17 protein-coding genes and 1 pseudogene are annotated in these 19,497 nt (G+C 70.4%); 11 read left to right on the top strand and 7 right to left on the bottom strand.

Annotated features, from left to right (window positions below; translation table 11 throughout):
* Positions 1-82: 82 nt before the first annotated feature.
* The 8 genes from ACFW5B_RS07940 to ACFW5B_RS07905 all read left to right on the top strand — a co-directional run bounded on the left by ACFW5B_RS07940 (position 83) and on the right by ACFW5B_RS07905 (position 9,307).
* Positions 83-1,246, top strand: coding sequence for an NAD-dependent formate dehydrogenase (locus ACFW5B_RS07940; protein ID WP_386434875.1), 1,164 nt, complete (start codon positions 83-85; stop codon positions 1,244-1,246).
* 314 nt (positions 1,247-1,560) lie between these two features.
* Complete coding sequence (locus tag ACFW5B_RS07935) at positions 1,561-1,992, top strand: hypothetical protein (RefSeq protein WP_386434872.1); 432 nt, start codon at positions 1,561-1,563, stop codon at positions 1,990-1,992.
* A 566-nt stretch (positions 1,993-2,558) separates the two neighbouring features.
* Positions 2,559-3,899: an MFS transporter gene (locus tag ACFW5B_RS07930; protein WP_386434869.1), complete on the top strand. Its 1,341-nt coding sequence runs from the start codon at positions 2,559-2,561 to the stop codon at positions 3,897-3,899.
* Between the two features lie 694 nt (positions 3,900-4,593).
* Entirely contained in the window at positions 4,594-5,352 is a 759-nt protein-coding gene (locus tag ACFW5B_RS07925) for an MHYT domain-containing protein (RefSeq protein ID WP_386434866.1), read from the top strand.
* 39 nt (positions 5,353-5,391) lie between these two features.
* On the top strand, positions 5,392-7,944 hold the full coding sequence (locus tag ACFW5B_RS07920; protein ID WP_386434863.1) for a nitrate- and nitrite sensing domain-containing protein: 2,553 nt from the start codon (positions 5,392-5,394) through the stop codon (positions 7,942-7,944).
* Positions 7,941-8,348 carry a roadblock/LC7 domain-containing protein gene (locus ACFW5B_RS07915; protein ID WP_386434860.1) on the top strand — a complete coding sequence of 136 codons (408 nt, stop codon included), beginning with the start codon at positions 7,941-7,943 and terminating at the stop codon, positions 8,346-8,348. Before ACFW5B_RS07920 ends, ACFW5B_RS07915 begins: the two co-directional genes overlap by 4 nt.
* Before the next feature lie 10 nt (positions 8,349-8,358).
* A complete protein-coding gene (locus ACFW5B_RS07910; protein WP_386434857.1) occupies positions 8,359-8,733 on the top strand; it encodes a DUF742 domain-containing protein in 375 nt (124 codons plus the stop codon).
* Positions 8,714-9,307, top strand: a complete 594-nt coding sequence (locus ACFW5B_RS07905; protein WP_386434855.1) for an ATP/GTP-binding protein — start codon at positions 8,714-8,716, stop codon at positions 9,305-9,307. Before ACFW5B_RS07910 ends, ACFW5B_RS07905 begins: the two co-directional genes overlap by 20 nt.
* Here the strand turns inward: ACFW5B_RS07905 and ACFW5B_RS07900 are convergent.
* Both ACFW5B_RS07900 and ACFW5B_RS07895 read right to left on the bottom strand, forming a co-directional pair.
* Complete coding sequence (locus ACFW5B_RS07900; protein ID WP_386434852.1) at positions 9,268-10,425, bottom strand: NAD(P)-binding domain-containing protein; 1,158 nt, start codon at positions 10,423-10,425, stop codon at positions 9,268-9,270. The two genes, ACFW5B_RS07905 and ACFW5B_RS07900, sit on opposite strands and share 40 nt — an antisense overlap.
* Positions 10,426-10,465: 40 nt before the next feature.
* Positions 10,466-10,657: pseudogene (locus ACFW5B_RS07895) on the bottom strand (alkanesulfonate monooxygenase); the annotation flags it as partial.
* Between the two features lie 149 nt (positions 10,658-10,806).
* Between ACFW5B_RS07895 and ACFW5B_RS07890 the strand changes: the two are divergent.
* Together ACFW5B_RS07890 and ACFW5B_RS07885 are read left to right on the top strand one after the other, a co-directional pair.
* Positions 10,807-11,277 carry a DIP1984 family protein gene (locus ACFW5B_RS07890; protein ID WP_386435179.1) on the top strand — a complete coding sequence of 157 codons (471 nt, stop codon included), beginning with the start codon at positions 10,807-10,809 and terminating at the stop codon, positions 11,275-11,277.
* Between the two features lie 557 nt (positions 11,278-11,834).
* Complete coding sequence (locus ACFW5B_RS07885; RefSeq protein ID WP_386434850.1) at positions 11,835-12,257, top strand: secondary thiamine-phosphate synthase enzyme YjbQ; 423 nt, start codon at positions 11,835-11,837, stop codon at positions 12,255-12,257.
* 307 nt (positions 12,258-12,564) lie between these two features.
* Here the strand turns inward: ACFW5B_RS07885 and ACFW5B_RS07880 are convergent, their stop codons facing one another.
* A complete protein-coding gene (locus ACFW5B_RS07880) occupies positions 12,565-13,752 on the bottom strand; it encodes a M20 family metallopeptidase (RefSeq protein ID WP_386434847.1) in 1,188 nt (395 codons plus the stop codon).
* 49 nt (positions 13,753-13,801) lie between these two features.
* Positions 13,802-15,355 (bottom strand): AbgT family transporter, encoded by a 1,554-nt coding sequence (locus tag ACFW5B_RS07875; RefSeq protein WP_386434844.1) that lies wholly within the window; start codon positions 15,353-15,355, stop codon positions 13,802-13,804.
* 115 nt (positions 15,356-15,470) lie between these two features.
* Between ACFW5B_RS07875 and ACFW5B_RS07870 the strand changes: the two genes are divergently transcribed.
* Positions 15,471-16,496: an AsnC family transcriptional regulator gene (locus ACFW5B_RS07870; RefSeq protein WP_386434841.1), complete on the top strand. Its 1,026-nt coding sequence runs from the start codon at positions 15,471-15,473 to the stop codon at positions 16,494-16,496.
* A gap of 71 nt (positions 16,497-16,567) precedes the next feature.
* Here ACFW5B_RS07870 and ACFW5B_RS07865 read toward each other — a convergent pair whose 3' ends face one another.
* The 3 genes from ACFW5B_RS07865 to ACFW5B_RS07855 all read right to left on the bottom strand — a co-directional run bounded on the left by ACFW5B_RS07865 (position 16,568) and on the right by ACFW5B_RS07855 (position 19,339).
* Positions 16,568-16,768, bottom strand: a complete 201-nt coding sequence (locus ACFW5B_RS07865; protein ID WP_386434839.1) for a ferredoxin — start codon at positions 16,766-16,768, stop codon at positions 16,568-16,570.
* A 46-nt stretch (positions 16,769-16,814) separates the two neighbouring features.
* The gene (locus ACFW5B_RS07860) at positions 16,815-18,011 is read right to left on the bottom strand and encodes a cytochrome P450 (RefSeq protein ID WP_386434836.1); all 1,197 of its coding nucleotides are present in this window, start codon (positions 18,009-18,011) and stop codon (positions 16,815-16,817) included.
* Positions 18,012-18,136: 125 nt separating this feature from the next.
* The gene (locus ACFW5B_RS07855; RefSeq protein ID WP_386434833.1) at positions 18,137-19,339 is read right to left on the bottom strand and encodes an NAD(P)/FAD-dependent oxidoreductase; all 1,203 of its coding nucleotides are present in this window, start codon (positions 19,337-19,339) and stop codon (positions 18,137-18,139) included.
* Between the last annotated feature and the right edge of the window lie 158 nt (positions 19,340-19,497).

Below are 19,497 nucleotides of genomic sequence, written 5' to 3'. Positions count from 1 at the left end.
AAAATTTGATCATTGGCGGCGACCGGTCCGGGGCGACCGGCCGGCCTGCCGGAGCAGTGGCCACCACCTATGGAGGACGGCCATGGCAAAGATCCTTGCGGTGCTCTATCCGGATCCCGTGGGCGGATATCCCCCCGAATACGCCCGCGACGAGATTCCCACCATCACCGGCTATCCGGGCGGTCAGACCGCGCCGACCCCACAAGCCATCGATTTCACCCCGGGACAACTGCTCGGCTGCGTCTCGGGAGAACTGGGACTGCGCCGCTTCCTGGAGGAGCGGGGCCACACCTTCGTCGTCACGTCCGACAAGGAAGGAGAGGGCTCCACACTCGACCATGAGCTGCCCGACTCCGACGTGGTGATCTCCCAGCCCTTCTGGCCCGCCTATCTGACCCCCGAACGGATCACCGCGGCTCCCCGCCTCGGACTCGCGATCACCGCCGGGATCGGGTCGGACCACGTCGACCTGCCGAGCGCCATCTCGCACAACATGACGGTGGCGGAGGTGACCTTCAGCAACAGCATCAGCGTGTCCGAGCACGCCGTCATGCAGATCCTGACCCTGGTGCGCAACTACCTGCCCTCCCATGAGTGGGTGACGACCAAGAAGGGCTGGAACATCGCGGACAGTGCCGCGCGCTCCTACGACCTCGAAGGCATGGACGTCGGCGTCCTCGGCTCCGGCCGCATCGGCCAGGCCGTGCTGCGCCGCCTCAAGCCGTTCGACGTCGCCCTGCACTACTGCGACGTCCACCGGCTGCCCGAGGACGTCGAGGCGGAGCTGGGCCTGACCTACCACCCCGATGTGCGTTCCCTGGTCTCCGCGATCGATGTGCTCTCCATCCACACCCCGCTGCATCCACAGACCCAGAACCTCTTCGACGACGAGCTGCTCGGGGCCATGAAGCGTGGGTCGTACATCGTCAACACCGCACGCGCGCTGATCGTCAACCGCGACGCCGTGGTCCGCGCCCTCAACAGCGGGCAGCTGGCCGGCTACGCCGGTGACGTCTGGTATCCGCAGCCGCCACCGCCCGACCATCCCTGGCGCACCATGCCGTACGAGGCGATGACCCCGCATGTCTCCGGTACGTCGCTGTCGGCGCAGACCCGCTACGCCGCCGGCACCCGGGAGATCCTGGAACACTGGCTCGACGGGCGGCCCATCCGCCCGGAGTACCTGATCGTCGACGGCGGCGGACTCGCCGGTGCGGGAGCGCGCTCGTACACGGTCGCCGGCTGACCCACGGCGGCCACGGCACCCACGGCCACCCACCGCCTACGGCACAGTATCGAAAGCAGCGGAATACTCGGTATCCCCTTCAGCGATCTTCGAAAGCGCCGGCATAGGTGCCGGCGCACGGATCCAGCATTCCTGGAATATCCCGCAGAAGATCCACCAGGCCCTGTGAGCGGACTCACGCCGAAATTCCTGGACGGGCGTGAGGCGAGACCTTTAGCGTCCGTATTTGGAATGATTTTCCCTTATGCGAAGGCAGCGGCGCCGCGCATACTGTTCTGCAAGAAAACCAAGGTGACCGCCGGGAAGGTGGATCAGTGAGCACCACGGACGCCGTGTGGGTCCGGGGCGTGAACGGCATTCAGCTGCATCACGTGACCGACCTGCAGGATGCCGGACGATTTCTGGGTAACGCAGCCATGGCGCTGCGGTCCGCACATGTGCGGACCGGCTCCGACCGCTACTCCGGCCTCGCCGCCGAGCTCAAGAGCCTGGTCGAGCGGGTACGGGAGCTGGAGGACGAGGCCCGGACGAGCATGCACGACCTGCACGCCAACGACCCCGAGCGGTTCACCCGCTGCCGGGACGGTCACGAGCCCTGGCCCGGCGAGATTCCGGCCGGCTTCATCCCCCGCCACACCTGCCGCGACGAGTGCCTCTACCACGACCGCGACGTGCTCGAAGCGATCATGCAGTGCACCTGCGGCCGCCCGCCGTGCCAGGCCTGCGAAATCGGCGGAAAGCTCTGACGGGCACCGGCCCGACCGCGTACTGACGGGCACCGGCCCGAACGCTCAGTGAGGGAGCCCCCTGGATGGGGGCTCCCTCTGGTCATGTGGCCACATGGCGAACGGCAGGGCAATGACCTCGGAGGTCATGGCCGCGGTGCGGCCTGGCGCGGACGATCTGACGTGTTCGAGACACGGCAGACGGGGTGGGGCTCAGAGTGGGATTCATGCAGCAGCAGCAGCAGCAGCGGACGGGGCGGGGGGCGCCCCTGGTCGGTCGCCGAGGCCGAGCGCACGGCCATGGAACAGGCGGTCCAGGCAACAGGTGGTTGATTCCGGCCGTGGCGCGACGGCCGGCCCGCGTACGGTGCGTGACGGCACCGGACGTAACGGCGTTCGCAACGGCCGGAGTTCGGCAGATGCCGGACCAAGGCTCCGGTGACTGTCCACCCGTGAGGCGCGGGGCGCGGCCGGCCCGGGCCCCGGTCCGCCGCACCCTGGACCATCCCCGCTTTCCCGGTACATGATCACCTGTCGGCTCATCCTGCCCAGCCGCAGGCCGAGGAGAAAACCGGGAGCGGAGGACCATGTCGAACGCCGAGCACATCGCCGAGGACCGGGCGCCCGGCGGCGCCCGACCGCCGTCACGGATACGGCAGTTGGCCGCCGCCTCCATCGGCAACGCCGTCGAGTGGTACGACTGGTACGCGTACTCCTTCCTCGCGGTCTACTTCGCCGGGCAGATCTTCCCGGAGGGCGCCGGCAACTCCCTGGTGCCGCTGCTCTCGACCTTCGCGGTCTTCGCGGTCGGCTTCTTCATGCGGCCGGTCGGCGGTCTGCTGATGGGCGCGATCGCCGACCGCCACGGCCGGCGGACCGCACTGACCCTCACCATCCTGCTGATGGGCGGCGGCAGCCTGCTGGTCGCGCTCACCCCCACTTACGGGGCCGCCGGAGTGCTGGCCCCGCTCGTACTGGTCTTCGCGCGCCTGGTGCAGGGCCTGTCGGTGGGCGGTGAGTTCGCGGCCTCCACGACCTTCCTCGTCGAATCGGCCGGGCCCGGCCGGCGCGGGCTGTTCTCCAGCTTCCAGTACGTGTCCACCACCGCCGGCCAGCTGCTGGCGTCCGCGACCGCGGCCCTGCTCGCGGCGCTGCTCACCGAGCAGCAGATGGGGCAGTGGGGCTGGCGGGTGGCGTTCCTCATCGGTGCGCTGCTGAGCCTGCTGGGCCTGTGGATCCGGCGCGGCGCCCAGGAGACCCTTCCCCGGGCTCTCGACGCGGTTGGGGCAGGGGAGATCCCGAACGCGCAGCGGGCGGCGGACCGCCCCGGCCTCTTCGAGGCGCTGCGCCGCCACCCCCGCCAGTCGCTGCTCATCTGCGGTATCACCGCCGGCGGAACCATCGCCTACTACACCTGGACCACCTACCTGCCGACCTACGCGCAGGTCAACGCGGGCTTCGACAAGGGCGATTCGCTCACCGTCGGCACTGTCTCGCTCGTCTTCTTCGCCCTGCTCCAGCCGCTCGGCGGGCTGCTCTCGGACCGCATCGGCCGCAAACCGCTGCTGCTCGGCTTCTCCCTGGGCTTCGCCGTCCTGGCCGTTCCGCTGCTGCATCTGGTCACCGATGCCTTCCTCTCGCTCCTGCTGGTGCAGTGCGCGGGCATGGTGCTGCTCACCGGATACACCTCGGTGGCCGCTGCGGTGAACGCCGAGGTGTTCCCCGCGCGGGTGCGTGCCGCCGGCATCGGCTTCCCCTACTCGCTCACCGTCGCTCTCTTCGGCGGCACCGCCCCGTACGTCGGCACCTGGTTCAAGCAGGCCGGCCATGCCGATCTCTTCCCCTGGTACGTGGCCGGGCTGTGCCTGGTGTCGTTCCTCGTCTATCTGACGCTGCCGGAGACGGCCCGGCAGGAGCTGGAGAAGTAGGCAACCGGCTCCCGGCGGACACGACACGAAGGCGCCGCCCGTCCCGGGACGGGGACGGGCGGCGCCTGGGGGGTGAGGTCGGTCAGACGAGCCAACCCACGAAGTGCAGGATGTTGGCCAGCAGGCTGGTGAGGATGTCCATGGGGCTTCTTCTCCTTGAGGTTGCGGGACTCAACTCTCCGGTCCAGCAAGGGATTTCCACCGGAGTCGCGGGGACGGTCTGCAGCACGTCGCTTGCGCCCCGTCATCATGGCTCGTTGCTTTGAGTCAATTGAAGGCCTCCTCTTTTCGATCATGCTTTTCGGTGAACGCCCGCCCGCACGCGCGTTTGTTCGCATGATGTGGAGTCTTCGCAATGCCCCATATGGCGCTCCTTCCCCCCTTTGAGCAGGCATGACGGAGCTTGTGCGGGCATGGTGGCCGCACCGCGCGTGACCTTTCTCATTGGTGATCCCATTGCCGAAATACGGCCGGGCGCTATTCGCCTGGAATTGACGCGCAATCAGAAGTCCCGGGCGCCGGGCAATGGCGGACATATACCCGGAAGTGAGATCACTGAACTCGCCGGTAATGAAACGGTGCGTCAAGAACTCCGTATTCCCGCCGGAATCCCCCTGCGCCGGTGTCCGAGTTTCACAAGACGATCACGTGTTAGCGTCCGTCGCCGCGAACCGAATACGCGAAAGGAAACTCCGTGGGCCACCTGCACCACTTCAGCGCGGGCTGGATATCTCCGGTCCTCGCCTATGCCATGGCATGCGTGGGATCCGCCCTCGGGCTGCGCTGCACGGTAAGGGCGCGAGAGGCCGAGGGGCGCTCACGCCGCAATTGGCTGCTGACCGCCTCCGTCGCCATCGGCTCCGGCATCTGGACCATGCACTTCATCGCCATGCTCGGATTCGGGGTCACCGGCAGCCCGGTCCACTACGACGTCCCGCTGACCGTGCTCAGCCTGCTGATCGCCATGGTGGTCGTCGGCGCCGGTGTCTTCACCGTCGGCTACGGTGCCCCCGGCCTGCGCTCGCTGCTGCTCGGCGGTCTGGGCACCGGCGTCGGCGTGGCCGCCATGCACTACCTGGGGATGGTGGCCATGCGCCTGCACGGGCACGTCGGCTTCGATCCGGGCCTGGTCGCGCTCTCGGTCCTCATCGCGGCCGGCGCCGCCACCGCCGCCCTGTGGGCCGCGCTCAGCGTGCGGGGCACCGTCGGCGCGGTCGTCGCCTCCCTCGTGATGGGGCTCGCGGTCAGCAGCATGCACTACACCGGAATGGCCGCCGTACACGTCGAATTGACGCCCAGTCGAGCGCCCCTGTCCGGTGTCACCGCAATGGAATTCATCTTTCCGCTGGCCGTCGCACTCGGTTCATTTCTCTTCCTCACGGCAGCCTTTGTCGCATTGTCCCCGACCGCCCGCGAGCGCGCCGCAACCGCCTCCGTCGATTCGCTGCGCTGATGCTGAACTCCCCGCCTCGCCCGACCTGTTGAGGAATTCATGCCCGTACGACAGAACCCGGACCGATCCGGGCCCGCAGGGGAGACCCAGCCGCCCGGGAACGGCCGCCCCCGGCATGCGATGCCCGCCGTTGCCAAGTCCTGGAAATGCGCCACGGATTACCGGGTCCGCCTGATGCCCCGGTCGGTGCGCGCAAAGATCGTCGCGCTGCTCATGGTCCCCGTGGTGTCCCTGATCGCCCTCTGGGCGTTCGCCACCGTCACCACCGCGCGGAATGTCTCCGACCTCCAGCGGCTCAAGGACGTCAACACCACCCTCGTCGCCCCGGTCGGGGACTTCGTCTCCGCCGTACAGGAAGAGCGCAGTGCCGCGGCACGCGCCCTCGCCGCCCCGGACCCCGGCCGGCAGCAGACGCTGCGTGAACGGCAGCGGGCGACCGACTCCGCCGCGGTCGCCTTGCGGGACGGCATCGACGCCGGCAGTGCCGACGCGGCGACCGTCGACCCCCAGCTGCCCGGCCGTATCGACCGGCTGCTGCACGACGCCGACGGGCTGGCCGCGTTGCGCGGACGCCTCGACGACCACAAGCCCGACCGGGACGATGTGGTCGCCGGCTACACCGGCGTCGTCGACGACGGCTTCGCCACCGTCGGTGCGCTGACCGGCCTGGAGAAGACGGCGGTCGCCTCGGAGGTGCGCGTCGTCCTGGAACTCTCCCGGGCCCGCGAGGCGCTGGCCCGCGAGGACGCCGTCCTCGGTGCCGCCCAGCTCTCCGGCCGGATGTCACCGGGACAGTTCGACGCGTTCACCGGCGCGGTGCACACCCAGCGCGAACTGTTCACGGCCGCGGTCGACGATCTGCGTCCCCGGGACGCCGCGGCCTACCACCGGATCCTGGACGGCGCCGCCTACCGCGGCCTGCGCGCCGCGGAGAACGCCGTACGGGACGCCGGCGCGGGCACCCCGGCCGCCGCCGCCGTCCCCGCCGTGCGCTGGACCGATGTCAGCGACACGGTCCTGCACGACCTGCGGACCGCACAGCGGGCCGCGAGCACCGGGGCGGCCGATGACGCCGACCCGCTGTCCGCCGGCACCCTCGGCGGACCCGGTGTGGCCGTCGTCCTGGGCCTGGCCGGCGTCCTGCTCTCGCTCCTGATCTCGGTCAAGATCGGCCGTCGGCTGGTCGTCGAGCTGGAGGAGCTGCGCAACTCCGCGCTGCGGGTCGCCCGCCGGGACCTGCCCGCCTCCATGCGTCTGCTGCACGCAGGCAAGAAGGTGGACATCGACGCCGTCGCTCCGCTCGGCGAGCGTGGCACCGGCCGCGACGAGGTGGGACAGGTCGGCGAGGCCCTGGTGGCGGTGCACCGTGCCGCGCTGGAGGCGGCGGCCGGCCGCGCCGAGGCGCTCAGCGGTATCTCCGGTGTCTATGTGAGCCTCGCGCGGCGCAGCCAGCTGCTGCTGCACCGCCAGCTCGCCCTGCTGGACACCATGGAACGCCGTACCGAGGACCCGGTGGAACTGGAGGACCTCTTCCGGCTCGACCATCTGACGACCCGGATGCGGCGGCACGCCGAGAGCCTGATCATCCTCTCCGGGGCCGCTCCCGGCCGGGGCTGGCGCCACCCCGTACCGCTGCTGGACGTGGTACGCGCGGCCGTCGCCGAGGTGGAGGACTTCCCCCGGGTCGAGCTGCACACCCTCGCCGACGCACGGCTGACCGGCGGTGCGGTGGCCGACCTCACCCATCTGTTGGCCGAACTCGTCGAGAACGCGGTGATGTTCTCGCCCCCGCAGACCAAGGTGCACATCCGTGCCGAACGGGTCGGCGCCGGGATCGCCGTGGAGATCCACGACCGCGGCCTCGGCATGGAGAAGGAAGCGCTCGACGAGGCCAACCGCCGTATCCAGGACGCCGAAGAGATCGACCTGCTGGACACCGAGCAGCTCGGCCTCTTCGTCGTCAACCGCCTCGCCCACCGCCAGCACGTCAAGGTCGCCCTCCAGCCGTCGGCGTACGGTGGCATCACGGCCGTGGTGCTGGTGCCCGATGCCCTGCTCGCCAAGGGAGCGGAGGAGCCGGCGGACCCGCGCAGCGCGGAGCCGTCCGAGGAGTCGCTCTTCCAGTGGCGGCGGCCGGCCACCCTCCGGACGCCGACGGCCCTGGCGCCACGCCGGGAAGCGCTCCCGCCCGCCGCGACCGACACCGCGGCGGAGCGGTCCGCAGCCGAGCACCGCACCTCGGCCACCGCGGCCCCCGCGCCGCAGTCCGAAGCCGCGGCGGACGCCGACTCCGCGCTGCCGCGCCGGGTGCGCCAGGCCAGCCTCGCGCCCGAGCTGCGGACGAGTCCGGACCAGCAGCCCGAGTGGGTCCCGCGCACCGAGGGCATGCCCGCGCCGCGCCGTTCCCCGGAACAGGCCCGCGCCACCATGGCATCGCTCCGCGCCGGCTGGGCGCGCGGCCGTGGCGCCACACCTCCGCCGCACCCCCCGCAGTCGGCGCCCCAGGAGCCACAGGACCAGCCGCACCCGTCCGGCCCGCGGCAACCGAACGGGGCGAACGACAATCCGTCACGAGGAGAAGGAACACCATGACCGGCGACGCACAGCTTTCCGGCGAACTCAACTGGCTTCTGGACGACTTGGTCTCCCGTGTGCTGGAGATCCGCTCCGCCGTGGTGCTCTCCGGCGACGGACTGGCCGTCGGGACCTCCAGCGGACTGACCCGTGACGAAAGCGAGCGCTTCGCGGCGATCGCCTCCGGCTTCCACAGCCTCGCCAAGGGAGCGGGCCGGCACTTCGCGGCCGGCCAGGTCGTCCAGACCATGGTCGAGCTGGAGGGCGGCTTCCTCTTCGTGGTCGCGGCCGGTGACGGCTCGTGTCTGGCGGTCTTCGGCGACGCCGAGGCCGATATCGGCCTGGTCGCCTACGAGATGGCCCGGCTCGTCAAGCGGGTCGGCGCCCACCTCGGTACGCCCGTGCGCGCCGGAACGGAGTGACCGGCTGCCCATGACCGACTCCACCCCGCGCTGGTACGACGACGAAGCGGGGCCGATGGTCCGGCTCTTCGCGATGACCTCCGGGCGGGCCCGGCCGAGCAGCGCGGCCTTCGATCTGATGGCCGTGGTGCACGCCGAGCCCCTGCCGGACGAGGCCCCCGCGCTGTCGCCCGAGCAGCACACCATCCACACGCTGTGCGGCGCACGTCCCCGCCCGGTCGCCGAGGTCGCCTCCGACTCCGGACTGCCGCTCGGCGTGGTCCGGGTGCTGCTGAGCGATCTTCTGGCCGAGGGGCTGGTCCGCGTCAACCGCCCGGTGCCGCCCGCCCAGTTGCCCGACGCGCACATACTCAGGGAAGTGATCGATGGACTCCGCGCGCTCTGACTCCTTCATGGCTCTCAAGATCCTGGTGGCCGGAGGGTTCGGCGTGGGCAAGACGACTCTCGTCGGCTCCGTCAGCGAGATCCACCCGCTCAACACCGAGGAACGGCTGACCGAGGCGGGCCGCCCCGTCGACCGGCTCGACGGGGTCCAGCAGAAGACCACGACGACCGTGGCCATGGACTTCGGACGGATCACCATCCACGACGACCTGGCGCTGTATCTGTTCGGCACGCCGGGACAGGACCGCTTCTGGTTCCTGTGGGACGAGCTGGCGCAGGGCGCGCTCGGCGCGGTGGTGCTCGCCGACACCCGGCGGCTCGCCGACAGCTTCGCGGCCATCGACTACTTCGAGCACCGCAGCATCCCGTTCGTCGTCGCCGTCAACTGCTTCGACGGCGTCCGCGCCCACCGGGCCGAGGAGGTGGCGCGGGCCCTGGACCTCGATCCGGCGACCCCGGTGCTGCTGTGCGACGCCCGGGAGCGGGCGTCCTGCAAGGAGGTGCTGATCGCTCTGGTCGAGCACGCGGTAGCCGCCTACGAGGCGAGGGTGCCCACCAACTCCGTTTCCGCATAGGAGGGTTGAGGTCCTTCCATGAGCAGCCGGTGGATGTCGACCGCCACGGCACGGCCCGCGCGGTTGGCGCCGATGGTGCTCGCCGACGGTCCGTAGCCGACGAGATGCACCCGCGCGTCACGGAGCGTGCGGGTGCCGTCCATCCGGATGCCGCCGCCCGGTTCGCGCAGCCGCAGCGGCGCGAGGTGGTCGAGGGCGGGGCGGAAGCCCGTCGCGTAGAGGATCACATCGGCCTCGGCCGTGCGGCCGTCGTCCCAGGCCACGCCGGTGGGCGTGAGGCGGGTGAAGAGCGGCAGCCGCGTCAGCACACCGCTCTCCCGGCCCTGCCGGACCGCCTCCGACATCGGCAGCCCGGTGACGCTCACCACGCTCCGGGGCGGCAGCCCCTGCCGGACCCGCTCCTCCACCAGCGCGACCGCGGCCCGGCCCTGCTCCTCACCGAACGGCCCCTCGCGGAACACCGGCGGCCGGCGGGTCACCCAGGTCGTGGCGGCCGCGACCGGCGCGATCTCCAGCAGCTGCTGTACGGCCGACGTCCCGCCGCCGACCACCACGACCCGCGCCCCGCGGAAGTCCTCCGGACCCGGGTACTGCGCACTGTGCAGCTGCCGGCCGCCGAAGACCTCCTGCCCGGGAAACCGTGGCCAGAACGGCCGGTCCCAGGTCCCGGTGGCATTGATCAGCGCCCGCGCCGCATAGTTCCCCTCCGACGTCTCGACCAGCAGCCGCCGTCCGCCGTGGGCAGCGGTCGCATCCGCCCAGGAGGGGCCTTCATCGGCCTCACGCACCGCCGTCACACTCACCGGCCGGTGCACCCGCAGCCCGAAGGTCCGCTCATAGCGGTCGAAGTACGCGCCGATCACCTCGGACGACGGCTGCCGCGGATCGGCGCCGGTCAGCTCCAGCCCCGGCAGCGCATGCATCCCGTGCACCTTGTCGTACGTCAGCGTGGGCCAGCGGAACTGCCAGGCACCACCCGGGCGAGGGGAGTGATCGAGCACCACGAAGTCGCGTTCCGGCTGGTGGCCGATCCGCCGCAGATGGAAGGCGGCGGCCAGTCCCGCTTGCCCGGCACCGACCACCACGACCTCGACCTCACGCACCCCGGTGTAGTTCATGCTTCTACTAACCAGGGGAGGGGCGGGTGTCTTCCCGGCGGAGCACGAAGTGCTCGATGCCCAGCGCGTGGTACTCCTCGATCCGGTCGGCGACCTCGGCATGGCTGCCGACCAGCGCGGTGGCCGCGCCACCACGCACCGGACCGACCCCCGCCCACAGACCGGGCGAGATCTCCAGCTCGTCCGGCGAGCCGCCGTACAGCGCCGGCATCCGCTGCCGCCCGACCGACTCGCCCGGATTCTCCTTCGTGGCGCTCCGCGCGGCTGGCCGCTCTCACGCCAGTGGCCGGCCAGGCGCCAGCGGATCAAAAAATCCAGGTGCGTATGAGCTGGTTCGCACTCCTATACTCGTGCGAGCTCATGGAGGGGGAGGCGGAGACAGTGAAGCTTGCTGAGGCACTGGCGGAACGTGCGGAGGCGACGCGCCGTGTGGAACAGCTTCGAGCGCGCGTCGTCAGCAGTGCGCGGCACCAGGAGGGGGAGACCCCCGCCGAGGACGCAGCTCAGCTGTTGGCTGAGACCGGCGAGGTGCTGGACGCTCTGGAAGTGTTGATCCGGCGGATCAACCGGACCAATGCCACCGTGGAGATGGGCCCGGACGGGACGCTCACCGATGCTCTCGCACGCCGGGATGTCCTGCGCTTGCGTCACTCCGTGGTCACCGCAGCGGCGGACGCGGCGGCGGGTAAGGGCGAGCGGGGATACGGCCGGCAGCTTCGGTCCGAGCTGATGATGCTTTCCGCGCTTCCGGTCGCGGAACTGCGCGGTCAGGCGGATGCGCTCGCCCGGGAGATCCGCGAGGTCGATGTCCGGATCCAGCGTACGAACTGGGAGGTCGACCTGCTGGACTGAGGGTCCAGCAAGCCGGGACGATGTGGAGCAGGTAGCAGCTTCGGAGGCGTGCACACACCGAGGGCTGGCGGTTTTCCAGCCCCTCCTGGCGCGTGATGAGCAACGCGGGGGTTCGACTCCCCATCAACACAGTGCAGCTCAGCACCGCGTACAGGTGACAGTGCACAGCGCACAGCACATCACCACGTGCAGATCCGAGGCTGCGAGGGCGGGCTCGGGGCTTTCCACATCGCGGCACCATGAAGAACGGCGCGGACTCCGGCGGGCACTGTTGGCTTGGCGGCGCTCCTGCGTCTATGCGCGAACGAGGCTTCCGCGAAAGTCAGGTCGTTGGAGAACGCCGCCACCGGCGGTCATCGAAGCGGCTTCCGATCTGGGCCTCCACGCGCCCGTGCTCATCGACCAGGTTCGGCTTGTGGAGCGAGATCTCGGCCCGCCGCTCCTGAAACGAGCCAGCGCGGTCGCGCAATACAGGCAACCGATGGGCGGAGCGATGCCCGTGGACAAGCCGACGCGGAACTACACGACAGCGGACCCGTCCGTACGAAAATGAACGCATGAGCACTGCATTCACCACCCGCACCCTGGAGATCACCACCGGCTCGACGGAAACCGTCGCCGACCTCACCGCCGACTGCGCCGCCTTCCTCCGCGAGTCGGCCGACGGCCGCGACGGCCTGCTGAACATCTTCGTGCCGCACGCGACTGCCGGCATCGCCGTACTGGAAACCGGCGCGGGCAGCGACGACGACCTGCTGGCCGCACTGCACGACCTCCTCCCCGCCGACAACCGCTGGCGCCACCGCCACGGCACCCCCGGCCACGGCCGCGACCACGTCCTCCCCGCCCTCGTCCCACCCCACGCCACCCTCCCCGTCGTAGCGGGCCGCCTGGCACTGGGCACTTGGCAGTCGATCTGCCTGGTCGACACCAACGTCGACAACCCGAACCGTCAGGTGCGGCTGAGCTTCCTGGGCTGACCGCCGAGATCGTCCTGAGGGAGCCGTGAATTCTTCGCACCCTGAGGCGCCGAAACGGCGGGACCTTGCGTGGTGTGGACCCGGACCTGTCTCTGCGGCGAGCGCATCATCGGCTGGTGGTGAGGGGCGGCAAGATCGGCCACATCGAACTGCACCCCGCATGCTTCCGTGCCGGCGTCGACCGCCGTCTTGCGGCCGTGACCGCGCCTCCGGCGGGCGGTACCTCCGACGGAGGCGAGGCGCCGTCAAAGCGGCGGCCGACGCCGGGCCGGGGCCGTTCAGGGGGCCGGGTTCTTGCGGGCGAGGGTCAGGCGCAGGCCCGCAGCGGTTCCGCCAGTCGCCCCAGCAGTCCCGCGACCAGGGAGGTCTGGGCGGGCACCGTGTCGGGGTGGATGAACTCGCCCCGGGCGTGGGCGTTGTCGCCGACTGCGCCCATGCCGCACAGCACGGGCAGGCCGAGAGCGGCGACGAAGTTGGCGTCGCTGGCGCCACCGACGGCGGCGTCGGGCAAGTCGCCGCGGCCCTGCTCGCGGGTGACCTCGCGGGCGAGGGCGAGGAGGCGGGCGGAGGAGGCGGTCAGGGTCATCGGTGGCCGGTTCCAGGAGTGGTCGATCTCGATGCGGACGCGGCGGTCGCTGGCCCTGATGGCGTCCAGCGCATCGTCGACCCGGAGTTGTTCGGCCTCGCTGCTGACTCGGATGTCGATACTGGCGGTGGCCTGCCCGGCGACGACGTTGGTGCCGGAGCCGCCCTTGATGAGCCCGGTGTTGATCGTGGTGCCCTTGCCGGGCGCGGCGACGGCCGCGGCGGCGACCACGAACTCGGACAACGCGGTGATCGCGCTCGCCCCGTCCTGAGGTGCGAGCCCGGCGTGTGCCTCGACGCCGGTGGCCGTTACCCGGAAGATCCCACAGCCCTTGCGGGCGGTCTTGACCGCACCGTGGGCGGACGGCTCCAGCACCAGCGTGGCGTCGGCCTTGTGCGCGACCTCCTCGATCACCGGCCGCGAGGACAGCGAGCCGATCTCCTCGTCGCCGTTGAAGAGAAAGGTGACGGTGGGCACCGGTACTCCGCTCGCCCTGGCCAGCTTCAGGGCCCAGATTCCTTGGACCAGGCCGGTCTTCATGTCGAAGATGCCGGGCCCGCTGAGCTTCGCCCGGCCGTCGTCGGACCTCTCCGGGTGCTCCCATCCGGCGAGGGTGCCGGTCGGCCACACGGTGTCGTAGTGGCCGATCAACGCGACGTGCCCGGCGCCGGTGCCGGTGTAGGTCAGAGTGAGGGTGTCGCCGCACTCGCCGCCGGAGTGGCGCCGTGCGTGGTCGGGGCGGCCGAGCCGGTGGACGGCGAGTGCGTGCAGGAGGTCCAGGCCCGCCGCGAGGCCAGGCAGGTCGTAGCTGCTGGTCTCGTGGCGGACGAGAGTCAGGATGTCGGTGACGATCTCTGGCGAGACGTCCTGGGCGCGGGCGGTGAGGACGCCGGCGGAAAGTGCGGTCATGGTCTGCTTTCTCGTACGGGGCTGGGGGCGGTTTCCGCAGAGGGCTGGGTCAGCTGACACCGAAGGGCAGGCCCAGCAGGTACCAGGCCACGAAGAACGCGATCCAGACGACCCAGACGACGGCGGCGATCGGGATCGTGAGGGAGGCCAGGGTGCCGATGCCGGCGGACTTGCGGTATTGCTGGATGAAGCCCAGGGCCATCACGAAGTACGGGCTCATCGGGGTGACGCAGTTGGTGACCGAGTCGGCGACTCGGTAGACGGCCTGGGTGGTCTCGGCCTCGATACCGATGAGCATCAGCATGGGCACGAGCACCGGTGCGGCCAGCGCCCACAGCGCGGAGCCGCTGGTGATGACGAGGTTCATGAACGTGATCAGCACAGCGAGGGCGACCAGCACGGTCCAGCCGTGCATGTGCAGGTCACGCAGCGTCTCGGCGCCCTTGACGGCGAGGATGTTGCCGATGTTCGTCCACGTGAAGTAGGCGAGGAACTGAGAGATCGCGAAGAACAGGACGAGGATCGGCGCCATCGACCGGGTGCCGTCGGCCATCGCGGCGACGATGTCGCGGGCGGCGGAGAAGGCGCCGGTCATCCGTCCGTAGACGGTGCCGAGCACGGCGAAGAACACACCCAGGACGAGTGCCATCCCGCCTACCAGAGGGGAGTCGACGAGGCCGCCGTCCTCACCGCGCAGTGGTGAGGACGAGGGGAGCATGGCCACCACCAGGAACGCTATGAGGCCGAGGGCGACCAGCCCGGTCATGCGCAGTGCGCGGCGCTGCTGCCCGGTGACCTCGATCGTCTCCAGTTCTTCGGCGTCCGGCGCGGCAACCGGCTCGTCGGGCTCCAAGTCCCGGCGGCGGGCGAGGACCTTGTCGACGACGAGGGTGATCACCAGGGCCACCAGGACCGACGAGCCGAGCCCGAAGAAGTAGTTGGCCAGCGGGGTGACGACGTAGTCCGCGTCGATGGTGTGGGCGGCGGCGGTGGAGATCGAGGACAGCAGCACGTCGGTGGTGGTGAGCGACGGGGAGGCGTCGTAGCCGGCGGAGACCGAAACGTAGGCGACGATGCAGCCGAGCACCGGGCTTCGGCCCGCCGCACGGAAGATCAGTGCGCCGAGCGGCATGAGGGTGACGTAGGCGGCGTCGCCGGCGACATGGCTGACCATGGCCGTCATCGACAGGGCGAAGGTGAGGTACTTGCCCGGCACCCGCGCGACCATGCGGCGCAGCAGAGTGGAGAACAGTCCGCTCCGCTCCGCGACGGCGATGCCGAACATCACGGTGAGGATGGTGGCCAGCGGCGGGAAGGCCGCGAAGTTGTCGACGGCCCCTTCGACGGCCATGGTGAGGCCGTCCTTGCTGAGCAGGTTCTGCACCTTGATGATCTCGTGCGTGCCGGGGTGCACGGCGCTGACGCCGACCGTGGCCAGTACGGCGCTGAGGACGGCGACGACCCCGGCGAGGATCCAGAACAGCCAGAAGGGGTTGGGGAGTTTGTTGCCTATCTTCTCGATCGCCGCGAAGCACCGGAACGCGGTGCGCAGGATTCTCGACTGTGGCTCGGTGGCAGGAGGCTGAGCGGAGGTGGCACTCATCGGAACCTCTTCTTGCATACGAGGGATGTTCCTGCGAACAGTGGCATCCAAGTGAGAGATTCTCTAGCCTTTGGATGTAACGGTAGGATTAACCGGCAGATTAAAGTGGGGGACCATGACCCGCCCTCTCCTCGACGAGCTCGACCGGCGCCTCATCGGCGCGCTGCACGTGGCCCCCCGGGCCGCCTGGGACGACATCGGCGGGATCCTGGCCGCCGACGCCAGCACGCTCAAGCGCCGTTACGACCGGCTGCACCAGGCCCGGATGGTCCGTGCGATCGGGCATGCCTACTGGGGCATGCACTCCACGGCGATGCCGGTCCACGTCTTCCTGGACGTCACCGGCGAAACCCCGCTCACCGTCCTCCACCGGCTCAGCGATCTGCCCCACCTCCAGCTCCTGGCGCAGATCTCCGGCGACGACCCTCTCTACGCCGTTATCCACGCCCCGTCCGAGGCCGCTACCAGCGAGGCGATCGACCGGCTGTACTCCGTCCCCGGTGTCCGCCGCGTCAACGCCCTGCCGGCCCTCAGCACTCTGCGCCGGGGTATGACCTGGGACCCCCAGTTCCTCACTGACGCCGAACGCGCCGACCTGCTGAAGCTCACCGGCGCCCGCCGGGAGGGCACCGCGACCGCGACACCTCCGGCCAAGCCGCTCACCGAGGCCGAACGCGCCGTCGTCGCCCAGCTGATCCAGGACAGCCGCGCATCCGCCGCGAGCATCGCCCGAGCGGCCGGCCTGGCCACCTCCACCGCGCACCGCGTCGTCCGCCGGGTCCTCGACGAGGGATGGGTCAAACCGCGTCTGGAGATGGTGTCGGAATGGCTCGGCTTCCAGACCCCCTTCCTGCTCCGCTTGCGAGTGGCCCCAGGCGGAACGCCCGACGTCATGCGCCGCATCGACCAGCTCCCCCAGACCCGGCTCGCCGCCCACGTCGCCAGCGACATGTCCGTCCTCGTCATGGGTCTGGTCACCGACCGCGCCGCCCTGGCGCTCTTCATCGACCACGAGCTGGCCAAGATCCCCGGCATCCTCGCCGTCAGCGTCGACATCATGCTTGCCGAACCGCGCCGCTACTGGCTGGACCGGGACCTGACCTCCGGTCTCGGCGCATTCCACGCGCCGACGCTGCTCTGAGAGAGGAGCCCCGGTGCTCGCGGAGCCGGTGCGGCTCCGCGAGCCGCCCCACCGCTGCCGGGCGGAGAGGTTCAGGGTATGTCGTGCACCTGGATGGCGGCGGCCGGGCAGACGGCGGCCGCTTCACGGGTGAGGGCGTGCTGGTCGTGCGGGGGCTCCGGCTCCAGGACGACGACGATTCCGTCCTCGTCGCGCTGGTCGAAGACCTCGGGGGCGATCAGGACGCACTGCCCGGCGCCGCAGCACTTCTCCTCGTCGACGGTGATCTTCATGTGGGGGTCTCCTTCTGTTGGGGGGCGTACGTGTGCTGTCGTGCCGTCACCAGCGGACGGGGACCTTGCTGAGGCCGCCGACCAGCAGTCCTTCCAGGCGTTCGAGGTCGGTGGCGGGGATGTCCAGTGCGAGGGAGGGCAGCCTGCGCAGCAGAACTTCGAGGGCGACCTGGAGTTCGGTGCGGGCCAGGGCCTGACCCAGGCAGGAGTGGGGTCCCGCGCCGAAGGCCAGGTGAGGGTTGGGAGTGCGGGCCAGGTCCATCTCGGCGGCGTTCTCGAAGGCGGTCTCGTCCCGGTTCGCCGCGCCCATGGCGCACACCACCGTGGTGCCGTTGGGGAGGACCTCGCCCCCGATCTCGACGTCCTCGGTGAGGAAACGCCGCAGGCCGAACCCGCCGTTGGCGTCGAAGCGCAGCGCCTCCTCGACGGTGCTGCGTACCAACGAGGGGTTCTCCAGGAGCCTTTCCCACCGGGTGCGGTCGGCCAGCAGCATGGCGACCATCTTGCCGATCATGTTGGCCGTCGTCTCGTGTCCGGCCACCAGCAGACCTATGCCGGTGCCCAGCAGCTCTGCGTCCGTCAGCGCCTCACCTTCGCCGCTGCTCTCCTCGATCAGGGTGCCGAGCAAGTCGTCGGTGGGCTCGGCGCGTTTGGCGGCGATGTGGCCGGACATGTAGGCGACGAGTTCGCCGACCGCCGTCTGCCGTTCCTGTGCGGAGTACCGGCTGAGGTTGAGGAAGTTGTCGGACCAGTAGGAGAAGAGGTCCCGGTCCTCGGCGGGCACGCCGAGCATGTCGCAGATCACGTAGACCGGCAGCGGGAAGGCGAAGTGCGCCTTGAGGTCCCCTGAGCTGCCGCGGCCGGTCATCTCGTCGAGGAGCTGGTCCGCGATCGCGGTCATCTGGGGCCGCAGGGCGGCCATGCGCTTCGCGGTGAACCACCTGCCCACCATCCGGCGCCACCGCTGGTGCTCCTCGCCGTGCTTCGGCACGGAGAAGGGCGGCTCCGAGGTGTCCGCCGCGGCCGACGTGGTTCCGTCGGTGAGGTCCTTCCGGGCGAAGCGGGGGTCCGCCAGCATCTCCCGGACGTCGTCGTAGCGGGTCAGCAGCTTGGCCTGGCTGCCGTCGGGCACGGTGATGGTGGCCACCGGGCATGTGCCGCGCAGCTCAGCCCACTTGGCGGCAGGCTCCAGCGCGGTCTCGTAGGCGAGCGGGTACTGCAGTATCTGCTCGTTCGGGCTCATGTGCTTCTCCTTCGCGGGAATTGACGGGGGCGGCGTGGGGGTGCCGCCTATGGGCGGTGACCTCGCACCCGCTTCCCACGCCTGTCTGCGCGTCTGCGGAGGGCTGACGTGCCTGGTGCGGCGGGTCATGGTGCGGAGCGGACCGCGGTTGCCGGCTGTCCGCTCCGCGGAGCGAGGTGCTTTTGGCGGAGCAGCCGGGCCTGTTTGGGCATGTTCCAGCCCAGGACGCCGGTCACCTCGCCGTTCTCCCGGTACACAGCGACGAAGCGTCCTCGGGCCGGGTCGCCTTCGGCGATGTGGGTCTCGGCGGCCGGGGTGGGCAGACCGTGCACCTGGAGCTTGGCGTCGTACTGATCGGTCCAGAAGTAGGGCGTCGGGGTGTAGGGGCGTTCGGCGCCGAGGAGGTTCGCCGCGACGGCCTGGGCCTGCTCGGTCGCGTTCGTACGATTCTCCAGGCGCAGCCGCCTGCCCAGCACTTCGTGATGCCAGGACGCCGTGTCTCCGACGGCGAAGACACCGGGCGCGGCACGGCAGTAGGCATCGCACTCCACGCCGTCGCCGAGCGCCAGCCCGCTGCCCTCCAGCCACTCGGTGGCCGGCCGCGCCCCGATCGCCACGACGACCGTGTCGGCGCGCAGCACCTCTCCCGAGGCCAGACGGACCCCGCACACCCTGCCTCCGCTGCCGGCCAGGGCCTCGACAGGGACGCCGAGGCGCAGAGCCGTCCCCCGCTCGGTGTGAAGACGCGTGAGGAAGCCCCCCACCCTGCCGCCGACCTGACTGCCCAGCAGCACGGACCCGAAGCCTGCGACCGTGACCTCCACGCCCATGCCACGGGCCGAGGCAGCGATCTCCGCACCCAGCACACCTTCGCCCACCACCACCAGGCGGCGACCGGCCGCCAGGTCACGGCGCAGCGCCAGCGCGTCGTCGAGGGTGCGCATCACATGCACTCCCGCGAGTTCTTCCTGGTCCGGCAATGTTCGGGGGCGCAGCCCGGTGGCGATGACCAGCGCATCGCCACGCACCACGCGCCCCGTGGCGGTGGTCACCGCACGCTCTGCCGCGTCGCACATGACAACCGGCTCAGCGCGGATGAACTCCGCCTCCAGCGAGGCGAGATGCTCCTGCGAGCGCAGCTGAGTCCGCGACGGCTCCCAGGCGCCGGTCAGCAGCTGCTTCGACAACGGCGGGCGGTCGTAGGGGAGATGACGTTCGGCGTCCAGGAGGGTCAGCCGTCCCTCGTAGCCCTGGCGGCGCAGCGCCTCCGCTGTCGCCAGGCCGGCCGACGAGCCACCGACGATCACCACCTTGTCGGGGCGGGTCACCGCGCCGCGCTCGCCGGGTCCATGGAGCCCCGGGGGGAAGCCGCTCCGGGAAACGGTCCTCGGACAGTTCGGTTCCACATGTGAACGACTGCTTTCCTCACTTCATTCGACAGGGATCTGCGCGGCACGGCCACGCGCGACGGGACGGGACGGGGTCT

This window comes from Streptomyces sp. NPDC058773 (assembly GCF_042746015.1).
Classification (GTDB): Bacteria; Actinomycetota; Actinomycetes; order Streptomycetales; family Streptomycetaceae; genus Streptomyces.
The sequence above is the reverse complement of the archived record's forward strand: the minus strand, read 5'-3'. Positions and strand labels throughout refer to the sequence as shown.

Bases quoted from the DNA above. Each gene is read 5' to 3' on its own strand.
- ACFW5B_RS07940 (WP_386434875.1), top strand. From the start codon at position 83: ATGGCAAAGATCCTTGCGGTGCTCTATCCGGATCCCGTGGGCGGATAT.
- ACFW5B_RS07930 (WP_386434869.1), top strand. From the start codon at position 2,559: ATGTCGAACGCCGAGCACATCGCCGAGGACCGGGCGCCCGGCGGCGCC.
- ACFW5B_RS07920 (WP_386434863.1), top strand. From the start codon at position 5,392: ATGCCCGTACGACAGAACCCGGACCGATCCGGGCCCGCAGGGGAGACC.
- ACFW5B_RS07915 (WP_386434860.1), top strand. From the start codon at position 7,941: ATGACCGGCGACGCACAGCTTTCCGGCGAACTCAACTGGCTTCTGGAC.
- ACFW5B_RS07910 (WP_386434857.1), top strand. From the start codon at position 8,359: ATGACCGACTCCACCCCGCGCTGGTACGACGACGAAGCGGGGCCGATG.
- ACFW5B_RS07905 (WP_386434855.1), top strand. From the start codon at position 8,714: ATGGACTCCGCGCGCTCTGACTCCTTCATGGCTCTCAAGATCCTGGTG.
- ACFW5B_RS07900 (WP_386434852.1), bottom strand. From the start codon at position 10,425: ATGAACTACACCGGGGTGCGTGAGGTCGAGGTCGTGGTGGTCGGTGCC.
- ACFW5B_RS07885 (WP_386434850.1), top strand. From the start codon at position 11,835: ATGAGCACTGCATTCACCACCCGCACCCTGGAGATCACCACCGGCTCG.
- ACFW5B_RS07880 (WP_386434847.1), bottom strand. From the start codon at position 13,752: ATGACCGCACTTTCCGCCGGCGTCCTCACCGCCCGCGCCCAGGACGTC.
- ACFW5B_RS07875 (WP_386434844.1), bottom strand. From the start codon at position 15,355: ATGAGTGCCACCTCCGCTCAGCCTCCTGCCACCGAGCCACAGTCGAGA.
- ACFW5B_RS07870 (WP_386434841.1), top strand. From the start codon at position 15,471: ATGACCCGCCCTCTCCTCGACGAGCTCGACCGGCGCCTCATCGGCGCG.
- ACFW5B_RS07865 (WP_386434839.1), bottom strand. From the start codon at position 16,768: ATGAAGATCACCGTCGACGAGGAGAAGTGCTGCGGCGCCGGGCAGTGC.
- ACFW5B_RS07860 (WP_386434836.1), bottom strand. From the start codon at position 18,011: ATGAGCCCGAACGAGCAGATACTGCAGTACCCGCTCGCCTACGAGACC.